The following is a 9,698-nucleotide window of genomic DNA, read 5'->3' as shown; positions in this document are numbered from 1 at the left end:
CCGGGGAACCGACGGGCCGCCCCCGAGGTCGGACTAGCATTCCCTCCTCCCCCGCGCGCCAGGAAGGCCCCTCCCCGTGACCTCAGACCAGACCACCCAGCAGGCGAGCACTCCCGCGCCCAGGACGATCGCCGGGCGGTACGTGCTGCGGGCCGAGCTCGGCCGCGGCGGGATGGGCGTGGTGTGGCGCGCCGAGGACCGGGTGATCGGGCGGCCGGTGGCGATCAAGGAACTGCGGCTGCCGGACGGCGCCGAAGGCGCCACGTTCGGCGAGCGTGTCCTGCGGGAGGTGCGCACCGGCGGCCGCCTCAACGATCCCGCCGTGGTGACGGTGTTCGACGTGATCTCCGAGCAGGGCGGCACGTTCATCGTGATGGAGCTGGTCGAGGCGCCGACGCTGGCCGAACTGGTGCGGGCACACGGCCCGTTGCCTCCCGCCCAGGTCGCCGCGATCGGGCGGCAGGTCCTCGGCGCGCTGCAGGCGGCGCACGCCGCCGGGATCGTGCACCGCGATGTCAAGCCCGGCAACATCATGGTCGCGCCGAACGGGCGCGTGAAGCTCACCGACTTCGGCATCGCGCAGGCCATCGACGATCCGCGCCTGACCACCAGCGGCATGATCGTCGGTTCGCCGGCCTTCATGGCGCCGGAACGCGTCGCGGGCAAGGACGCGGTGCCCGCCTCGGACCTGTGGTCGCTGGGCGCGACGCTGTTCTTCGCGGTGGAGGGGACGCTGGCCTTCGAACGCCAGACCACGGCGGCCACGCTGCACGCGATCCTGCACGAGATCCCGTACCTGACGCGCACGCGCGGCCCGCTCGCCTCGGCGATCATGGGCCTGCTGGTGGCCAGCCCGGAGGGCCGGGTCTCGGCCGCGCAGGCGGACCAGCTGCTCGGCATGGCCGGAACCGTGGAGGCACCGCCCACGCCGCCCGCCGGGCAGGCGAGCGTCTGGACCGGTCCCGCCCCCACACTGGCCGGTCCGGTCCCGCCATCCCGGGGCAGGCGCAAAGCACTGACCAGGGCACTGACCATCGCGGGTGCCCTCTTCGCGGTGGCGCTGCTGGTGACCGGGCTGCTGCTGGGCAAGGCCTGGGGCACGCCGGATCCCGATCCCGCCATGCTGCCGACCTACACCTACGGAGCGCAGGGGCAGATCCCCGCGCTGCGCACCGGCTCCTACGCCTGCACGAAGACCCCGCTCACCGAGGGGAAGGCGCTGGGGCAGGGCGACTGGGTCGACTGCGACGACCTGCACTACACCGAGTTCTACGACGCCGCGGGCGCCTACGGGTCGAGCGACTCCAAGGCGGTCAAGGCGCAGTACCCGGACAAGCTGCGGGAGTGGGCCGAGGCGCAATGCCGGATGACGTTCTACTCCAACGCGGTCCCGGCCGCGCGCCGCGCCGACCTGACCTACCGCACGCTGGTCCCCTCCCAGCAGGCGTGGGAAACCCAGAGCACTTCGGACTACTCCGACCAGCCCGTCCGCAAGGTCTACTGCCTGCTCGCGAAGCGGGACAACACCGCCTTCGCCGGCGGGGTGGCCTCGGCACTGAAGTAGCAACAGAAGTTCCGGTGGCCGGAAGGTGCCGCCGACGATTCTCCGGCCCCGCGGGTGTGCTGCCTGCTGATCATGCCGTTTCGCCAGGTGGGCGCGGAGATCCGTACGCCGAGGAGGTACCGTCGACACCATGTCCACCCCACCTTCCGCAGCCCCCGGCAGGCCGTTCGGGCGCGTGCTCACCGCCATGGTCACCCCGTTCGACAGCGAGGGTGCGCTGGATCCGAAGCGGGCGCAGGAGCTCGCCGCGCACCTGGTGGAGCTGGGCAACGACGGTCTCGTCGTCAACGGCACCACCGGCGAGAGCCCCACCACCTCCGACGCCGAGAAGTCCGCCCTGATCCGCGCCGTGGTGGAGGCGGTCGGGGACCGCGCCACGGTCATCGCCGGAGCGGGCACCTACGACACCGCGCACAGCGTGGAACTGGCGCGGCAGGCGGAAAAGGCGGGCGCGCACGGCCTGCTGGTGGTCACGCCGTACTACTCGCGGCCACCGCAGGCGGGACTGTACGCGCACTTCACCACGGTCGCCGACGCGACCGAACTGCCCGTGATGCTCTACGACATCCCGCCGCGCTCGATCGTGCCGATCGAGGTCGACACGCTGCTGCGGCTCGCCGAGCATCCCCGCATCCTCGCCGTCAAGGACGCCAAGGGCGATCTGCTCGCGGGCAGCGAGGTGATCGCGAACACGCAGCTGGCCTACTACTCGGGCGACGACGCGCTGAACCTGCCGTGGCTCTCGGTCGGTGCGGCCGGGGTGGTCAGCGTGATCGGGCACGTGGTGGCGGGCCGGATCCGCGCCATGATCGACGCCTACGAAAACGGCGACACCTCCACCGCGCGCACCAACCACCGTGGCATGCTTCCGGTGTACCGGGCGATGTCCCGGGTCGGCGGCGTGGTGTTCGCCAAGACCGGGCTCCGGCTGCGCGGGCACGACGTCGGCGGCCCGAGGCTGCCGATCGTGCCGGCGACCGCGGAGCAGGTGGAGGCCATCGCCGGTGACCTGATCCAGGCGGGGGTCCCCCTTGACGACTCGCCTGCGGCGGACTGGCACAGTGCGAGGGTCGCGCAAGCGGACTCGGCGGCGGCCTACGTCACGCCGACCACTCATACCAGCGTTGGGACCATTCATAGGTGACGGTGTTACACAGGGGCGCGGCGGCCCGGCACGAGGCCGCCGGGCGCGTACAGGGGGGAACACGATGAACGGGCGATCCCCGCAACCCACAGGACCGGGGCCCCTCACCCCGCCGCCCCCGCTGCCGGACGGCGGCCTCCGGGTCGTCGCCCTGGGCGGGATCGGCGAGGTCGGGCGGAACATGACCGTCTTCGAGTACGACGGCAGGCTGCTCATCGTCGACTGCGGGGTGCTGTTCCCCGAGGACGCGCAGCCCGGGGTCGACCTGATCCTGCCCGACTTCCGGGCGATCGAGGACCGGCTCGAGGACATCGATGCCCTCGTGCTCACTCACGGGCACGAGGACCACATCGGCGCGGTGCCTTTCCTGCTGCGCCTGCGGCCGGACCTGCCGGTCTACGGCTCGCGGTTCACCCTGGCGCTGCTCGACGCGAAGTGCCGCGAACACCGGCAGCGGCCGAAGCTGGTGGAGGTGACCGAAGGGGAGCGCCGCCGGGTGGGCGCGTTCGACCTGGAGTTCTTCGCGGTCAACCACTCCATCCCGGATGCGCTGGCGGTGGCGATCCGCACCCCGGCCGGGGTCGTGCTGCACACCGGTGACATCAAGCTCGACCAGTTGCCGCTCGACGGACGGCTCACCGACCTGGCCGGGTTCTCGCGGCTGGGCGACGAGGGCGTCGACCTGCTGTGCATCGACTCCACGAACGCCGAGGTGCCCGGTTTCGTCACGCCCGAGCGGGACATCGGCCCGGTGCTCGACGACGTGATCGGCCGCGTCACCCAGCGCGTGATCGTGGCCTGCTTCGCCAGCCACGTGCACCGCGTCCAGCAGGTGCTCGACGCCGCGCAGCGGCACGGCCGCCGCGTGGCGTTCGTCGGCCGGTCGATGGTCCGCAACATGGGGATCGCGGCGGAACTGGGGCTGCTGGCCATCCCCGAGGGGCTGCTGATCGACCTGGACCAGGCGGTCACACTGCCGGAGACGAAGGTGCTGTTCGTCTCGACGGGTTCACAGGGCGAGCCGCTGTCGGCGCTGTCGCGGATGGCACGCGGCGAGCACCGGCAGATCTCGATCCGCGCCGGGGACACCGTGGTGCTGGCCAGCTCGCTCATCCCGGGCAATGAGACGGCGGTGTTCGGCGTGGTCAACGGCCTGGTGCGGCTCGGCGCGCACGTGGTGCACCAGGGCAACGCGAAGGTCCACGTCTCCGGGCACTCCTCCGCGGGCGAGCTGCTGTTCCTGTACAACGCGATCCGGCCGAGCAACGTGATGCCGGTGCACGGCGAATGGCGGCACCTGCGGGCCAACGGCGAGCTGGCGGTGCGCACGGGCGTGGCACCGGAGAACGTGGTGCTCGCGGAGGATGGTGTGGTGGTGGACCTGGTCGACGGCCGGGCCCGCACCACCGGCCGCGTCGAGGTCGGGCACGTCTACGTCGACGGGCTGTCCGTCGGTGATGTCGGCGAGTCGACATTGTCCGACCGGCTGGTCCTCGGTGAGGGCGGGTTCATCGCGATCACGGTGGCGGTGGACTCGACCACCGGGCGCGCGGTGAGCACCCCGACGGTGTCCGGACGCGGTTTTTCCGACGACCCCAAGGCCCTCGACGCCGTTGTTCCCCTGGTCGAGATGGAGCTTTCGCGGACCGAAGCCGAGGGGATCACCGAGAGCCACCGCATCGCGCAGGCGGTGCGGCGCGTGGTGGGCCGCTGGGTCGCCGAGACCTACCGGCGCCGCCCGATGATCGTCCCCACCGTCATCCCGGTGTAGCCGCAAAGTCCGGCGTATTGCCGTGAAGGGGCCCTTCACAGTCGAATCGACCGTGAAGGGCCCCTTCACGGCTCGCCCGCAGGCCCCTCACGGACCCTCAGGGGCGCCAGGGGCTGAGGGTGTCGGTGGGGCGCGTCGGGTCGTGGAAGCGCGGCTTGTCGGGTTCGTCGCGGCGCAGCGGGATCAGGCCGTCGGTGATCGCCCGCATGATCTTCGCGTGCGCCCGGACCCCCGCACCCGGACGCTCCGGCTCGACGCCGGACAGATCCACCGGGGCACCGAAATGCACCTTGAACGTCGGACGGCGCAGGGGCGCGGTGAGCCCCGAACGGGCCAGCGGCAGCAGGTCGGCCGGGCCCTCCACCTTCTCGGTGCCCCAGTACACCGCCTCGTGCGCGCCCCACTGGCTGATCGGGATCACCGGCACGTCGGCGGCCAGCGCCAGCCGCGCGGCCCCGGTCTTGCCGCGTTCCGGCCACAGCCCCGGATCGTGGCTGATGCGCCCCTCCGGGTAGACGATGATCGGGCTGGGCGTGGTGCGCATGGCGGCCACCGCGTCGGCGAACTGCTCGACCGCGGTGGCCTTGCCCCGGTCGATCCGCAGGTGGCCGCTCGCCCGCAGCGCCGGGCCCAGCACCGGCGCGTCCAGCAGGCCGCCCGCGAGCAGGAACCGGGGCGCGATGCCGAGCTGCTTGCACGCCGCGATGAGCACCAGCGCGTCGAACACCCCGATGTGGTTCGCGGCCATCAGCAGGGGGCGCCCGCGCAGCTTCGCCGGGATGCCGCCGGTCACCCGCAGCCGGCCCACCAGGTGGACCAGCCCGGTGTCCAGTGCCGAGAGGGTCCGCCAGATCGCCGGGGGCCTGCGACGGGGCAGCCCTCGCTCGTCGTGGTGCAGCGTGAACATGGCCAAGAGCATGTCAGACGCCGATCTTCACCGGTATGGCCTATCGGAAGCCGCGGTTGTGGCGAAAGTTGGCGCGGTGCCGCGAGTGGCGCACGGGGCTGCTGGGCTTCGCCCGTTAACGTAGGAGCCATGGCAAGCGGGTCGGCGACCACCAGGCGGAACGCGACGAAACGCGCCGGCGGGACGAAACAGCCGGCGCGCAAGACGAGCACGGCGCGCAAGTCCTCGTCGGCGCGGAAACCGGCTCCGGCGCGCAAGTCGGCTCCGGCGCGCAAGCCCCGCTCCGCACCGGCCCGCCGTGCCCCGGCGCGCCGCTCCTCGGGCGGCACCCTCGGCAAGGCGGTCCGCGGCGGCTGGACGCTGGTGGCGAAGGGCACGGGCACGCTCGCGCGCACCGTCGGCCGCACCCGCGAACTGGAGCCGGAGCACCGCCGTGACGGCCTGGCGCTCGGCCTGATCGCGCTCGCCCTGATCATCGCGGTGGGTGTCTGGTGGCGGGCGGCCGGCCCGGTCGGCGGCTACCTCGAACTCGCCACGAGGACGATCTTCGGTGCGGGCGCGGTCACGCTGCCGCTGGTGCTGTTCGTGATCGCGATCTCGCTGATGCGCTCGGAGCCGCGGCCGGAGGCGCGGCCGCGGATGGTGATCGGCACCCTGCTGGTGATGTTCGCCGTGCTGGGCCTGCTGCACCTGTTCAGCAGGCTTCCGGAGAGCAACGACGACAGGATGTACGCGGGCGGCGCGCTGGGCGCCTTCTCCGGCGGCCTGCTGGCCCAGGGCGTGACCAGCTGGGTCGCCGCGCCGCTGCTCATCCTGGCGCTCGGCTACGGCGTGCTGGTCTTCACCGCCACCCGGGTCCGCGACATCCCCCGCGTCCTGCGGGAGTGGGGCCTGGATCCGGAGGAGATCGAGCGCCTGGAGGCCGAGCGGGAAGAGCTGGCCGGGCAGGGCGACGAGATCACCGAGACCGACCCCAAACCGGTGCGCCTGCGCAGGCCCGCGCGGCGCCGCCAGGCCGGTTCCGGTGACGGCGCGGGGGAGCAGCTGGACCTCGAGGCCGCGCTGGCCGAACCGGCGGTGCCGATGCGCCCCGCCAAGCCGAAGCCCGCGGCCAAGCCCGTGGAGTCCGTGCCCTCCGCGGGACCGAAGGCCGAGAAGACGCAGAAGGCCGAGAAGACCGAGAAAGCCGGGAAGCCCGAGCCGCCGCTTTCGGTCACCCGCACCGTCGAGGGCGACTACCTACTCCCGTCACCGGAGCTGCTGCAGCTCGGCGACGCGCCCAAGACGCGCAGCAAGGCCAACGACGCCATGATCGAGGCGATCAGCGGCGTGCTCGAACAGTTCAATGTGGACGCGCAGGTCACCGGGTTCACCCGCGGCCCCACGGTGACGCGGTACGAGGTCGAACTCGGCCCGGGCGTGAAGGTCGAGAAGATCACCGCGCTGACCAAGAACATCGCCTACGCGGTGGCCACCGACAACGTGCGGCTGCTCGCGCCGATCCCCGGCAAGTCCGCGGTCGGCATCGAGGTGCCCAACTCCGACCGCGAGATGGTCCGGCTCGGCGACGTGCTGCGTTCGCCGAAGGCCGCCAAGGACAACCACCCGATGGTCATCGGGCTGGGCAAGGACATCGAAGGGAATTTCGTCACCGCGAACCTGACGAAGATGCCGCACCTGCTGGTGGCCGGGTCCACCGGCTCCGGTAAGTCCAGTTTCGTCAACTCGATGCTGGTGTCGCTGCTCGCGCGCGCCACGCCCGACGAGTGCCGGATGATCCTGATCGACCCGAAGATGGTCGAACTGACCCCGTACGAGGGTATCCCGCACCTGATCACGCCCATCATCACCCAGCCGAAGAAGGCCGCCGCGGCGCTGGCCTGGCTGGTGGAGGAGATGGAACAGCGGTACCAGGACATGCAGGCCCACCGGGTCCGGCACATCGACGACTTCAACCGGAAGGTGCGTTCCGGCGAAATCACCACGCCTCCCGGCAGCGAACGGGAGTACCGCCCGTACCCCTACATCATGGCGATCGTCGACGAGCTCGCCGACCTGATGATGACCGCGCCCCGGGACGTGGAGGACGCGATCGTCCGGATCACGCAGAAGGCGCGCGCCGCCGGGATCCACCTGGTGCTGGCCACCCAGCGGCCCTCGGTGGACGTGGTCACCGGCCTGATCAAGACCAACGTCCCGTCCCGGCTGGCGTTCGCCACGTCTTCGCTGACCGACTCGCGGGTCATCCTGGACCAGCCGGGGGCGGAGAAGCTGATCGGCATGGGCGACGGGCTGTACCTGCCGATGGGGGCGGGCAAGCCGATCCGCATCCAGGGCGCCTACGTCGGTGACGACGAGATCGCCGCGATCGTCGACTTCACCAAGGAGCAGGCGCAGCCGGAGTACCAGGACGGGGTCACCGTCGCCAAACCCGGCGAGGCCAAGGAAATCGACCCGGACATCGGGGACGATCTGGATGTGCTGCTGCAGGCGGCCGAACTGGTGGTGACCTCGCAGTTCGGTTCCACGTCCATGCTGCAGCGCAAGCTGCGGGTGGGTTTCGCCAAGGCGGGACGGCTGATGGACCTGCTGGAAAGCCGCGGCGTGGTGGGGCCGTCGGAGGGCTCGAAGGCGCGCGACGTGCTGGTGAAGCCGGACGAACTGGACGGCGTCCTGTACCTGATCCGCGGCGGCGGGCCCGGGCCGGGGCCGGACGCGGACGGCGAGTAGCGGGCGGCAACCCACTTTTGCAGGCCCCTCGCCCCCGGCCGGAGGGGCTGGGGCAAGCCGTGAAGGGTCCCTTCACAGTCAAATCGACTGTGAAGGGACCCTTCACGGCCAACACAGCCGCACCTCGCCGCCGAAATCAACGACGAGGTGGGCTGGGGCGGACGAACCGGCCGATCAGGCGACGGGGCCGGTGCAGTGACCGGTGGCGAGGCGGACGGGCGCGGGCGCGTTGTCGGCCGTGCAGCCGGTCCGCGCGAACTTGCCGTTGTGCTCGACGTAGGTCTCCCAGTACTGCGGCGCCTGGGCGAAGTTCGGCACGAAGGTGCTCTGCTGGACGGCGGCGTCGGGCTGCCCGTCACCGTTGAGGTCGCGGGTCACGGTGCCCGTGGAGGCGCCCTCGACCGTGTCCGTGACCGTGAGCCGGTCGCTCACCGCCACCGAAGCGACGGCCCCCGAATGCGCCCCGTACACGTAGCCGACCGAGCAGCGGGTGCTCGAGCAGGTGGCGCTCTGCACGAATTCGTACCTGTAGCCGTCGCGCCCGTGGACCTGCACGTGGTCGAGCAGGGTGTTCCCCCGCCAGAGCGCGAGCACGCTGTAAGTGCCCGTGCTCAGCCCCTCCACGCGTTTCCCGCCCGGCAACTGCTGTGAGAACGCGACATCACAGCCCTTTTCGCAGCCCGGCACCACGGTCACGGGCTGCGCCGCGGCCGCCGCGGACGGGACGGTCAGCGCGGCGGCGCCCAGCGCGCCGGCGATCCACTTGCGATACCCCCGGATCATGCATTTCTCCCAACTCTCACTGAGATGGACGTGCGGGGCCGGGCAGGGGTTGCCCCTACTCCACAATGGACCGCCGGTTCAGAGTTCGAGGAGCATCCGGGTGTTGCCGAGTGTGTTCGGTTTGGCATAGGGAAGTTCCAGGAATTCGGCGACGCCGGGGTCGATGGATCGGCGCATCTCATCGTAGACCGGCTGCGGCACGGGCGTGCCGTGGATCTCCCGGAACCCGTGCCGGGCGAAGAACCGCGTTTCGAAGGTCAGCACGAAGATGCGCCGCAACCCCAGTTCCGTGGCGTGCTCGACGAGCCTGCCGACCAGCGCGTGCCCGATGCCGCGGCCCCGTGCCGCCCGGTCGACCGCGACCGTGCGGATCTCCGCCAGGTCCTCCCACAGCACGTGCAGGGCGCCGCAGCCGAGGATTTCGCCGCCGGAGTCGGCGACCCAGAACTCCTGCATGTCCTCGTAGAGCGTGACGAGTTCCTTTTCCAGCAGCACGCGCCCGGCGTCCGCGTCGACCAGGGCTTTGATCTTGCGGACGTCGGCGATCCGGGCGCGGCGGACCACGACCGGGGCAGGGTCATCGTGCGGCACCCGCCGACCGTATCCGGCGTGTACCCGCGCTGTCGCGGTGGGTTCCACCACGCAGGCCGCGGCTCGTATGCTGCGAAGCGGATTTCCGACGGAGTGGGGGGCGAGTTGACGCGCGCGGGATGGGATCCGTTCTGGGAGGCCGAGCGTCAGGCATCGATGGGGCGGACCACGACGCTGGCGAGTCCGGACGGGGTGTTGTGGCTGCTGG

At 71.4% G+C, this 9,698-nt stretch carries 7 protein-coding genes; 4 read left to right on the top strand and 3 right to left on the bottom strand.

Annotation, left to right across the window (positions count from 1 at the left end; genetic code table 11):
- Positions 1–76 precede the first annotated feature (76 nt).
- The 3 genes from FNH05_RS23250 (at position 77) to FNH05_RS23240 (ending at position 4,479) form a co-directional block, all read left to right on the top strand.
- Positions 77–1,564: a serine/threonine-protein kinase gene (locus FNH05_RS23250; protein WP_144590844.1), complete on the top strand. Its 1,488-nt coding sequence runs from the start codon at positions 77–79 to the stop codon at positions 1,562–1,564.
- Between the two features lie 130 nt (positions 1,565–1,694).
- Positions 1,695–2,708, top strand: a complete 1,014-nt coding sequence (dapA, locus tag FNH05_RS23245) for a 4-hydroxy-tetrahydrodipicolinate synthase (RefSeq protein WP_144590843.1) — start codon at positions 1,695–1,697, stop codon at positions 2,706–2,708.
- A 64-nt stretch (positions 2,709–2,772) separates the two neighbouring features.
- A complete protein-coding gene (locus tag FNH05_RS23240; RefSeq protein WP_144590842.1) occupies positions 2,773–4,479 on the top strand; it encodes a ribonuclease J in 1,707 nt (568 codons plus the stop codon).
- 97 nt (positions 4,480–4,576) lie between these two features.
- Here the strand turns inward: FNH05_RS23240 and FNH05_RS23235 are convergent, their stop codons facing one another.
- The gene (locus FNH05_RS23235) at positions 4,577–5,386 is read right to left on the bottom strand and encodes a lysophospholipid acyltransferase family protein (protein WP_186382693.1); all 810 of its coding nucleotides are present in this window, start codon (positions 5,384–5,386) and stop codon (positions 4,577–4,579) included.
- Between the two features lie 129 nt (positions 5,387–5,515).
- Here FNH05_RS23235 and FNH05_RS23230 point away from each other — a divergent pair, with 129 nt between their 5' ends.
- On the top strand, positions 5,516–8,116 hold the full coding sequence (locus FNH05_RS23230) for an FtsK/SpoIIIE family DNA translocase (RefSeq protein WP_144590840.1): 2,601 nt from the start codon (positions 5,516–5,518) through the stop codon (positions 8,114–8,116).
- Positions 8,117–8,290: 174 nt separating this feature from the next.
- On the opposite strand, the gene FNH05_RS23225 is transcribed toward FNH05_RS23230, so the two are convergent.
- Entirely contained in the window at positions 8,291–8,899 is a 609-nt protein-coding gene (locus tag FNH05_RS23225; RefSeq protein ID WP_144590839.1) for a hypothetical protein, read from the bottom strand.
- Positions 8,900–8,977: 78 nt separating this feature from the next.
- Positions 8,978–9,490 (bottom strand): amino-acid N-acetyltransferase, encoded by a 513-nt coding sequence (locus FNH05_RS23220; protein ID WP_144590838.1) that lies wholly within the window; start codon positions 9,488–9,490, stop codon positions 8,978–8,980.
- Positions 9,491–9,698 lie beyond the last annotated feature (208 nt).

Origin of the sequence: Amycolatopsis rhizosphaerae (assembly GCF_007713715.1) — a bacterium.
In the GTDB taxonomy this organism is placed as follows: domain Bacteria; phylum Actinomycetota; class Actinomycetes; order Mycobacteriales; family Pseudonocardiaceae; genus Amycolatopsis_E; species Amycolatopsis_E rhizosphaerae.
Note: the sequence above shows the minus strand (reverse complement) of the source record. Positions and strands in the feature narration are given on the sequence as shown.

Coding starts and splice junctions, on each gene's coding strand:
- dapA (WP_144590843.1), top strand. CDS start 1,695: ATGTCCACCCCACCTTCCGCAGCCCCCGGCAGGCCGTTCGGGCGCGTG.
- FNH05_RS23240 (WP_144590842.1), top strand. CDS start 2,773: ATGAACGGGCGATCCCCGCAACCCACAGGACCGGGGCCCCTCACCCCG.
- FNH05_RS23235 (WP_186382693.1), bottom strand. CDS start 5,386: ATGTTCACGCTGCACCACGACGAGCGAGGGCTGCCCCGTCGCAGGCCC.
- FNH05_RS23230 (WP_144590840.1), top strand. CDS start 5,516: ATGGCAAGCGGGTCGGCGACCACCAGGCGGAACGCGACGAAACGCGCC.
- FNH05_RS23225 (WP_144590839.1), bottom strand. CDS start 8,899: ATGATCCGGGGGTATCGCAAGTGGATCGCCGGCGCGCTGGGCGCCGCC.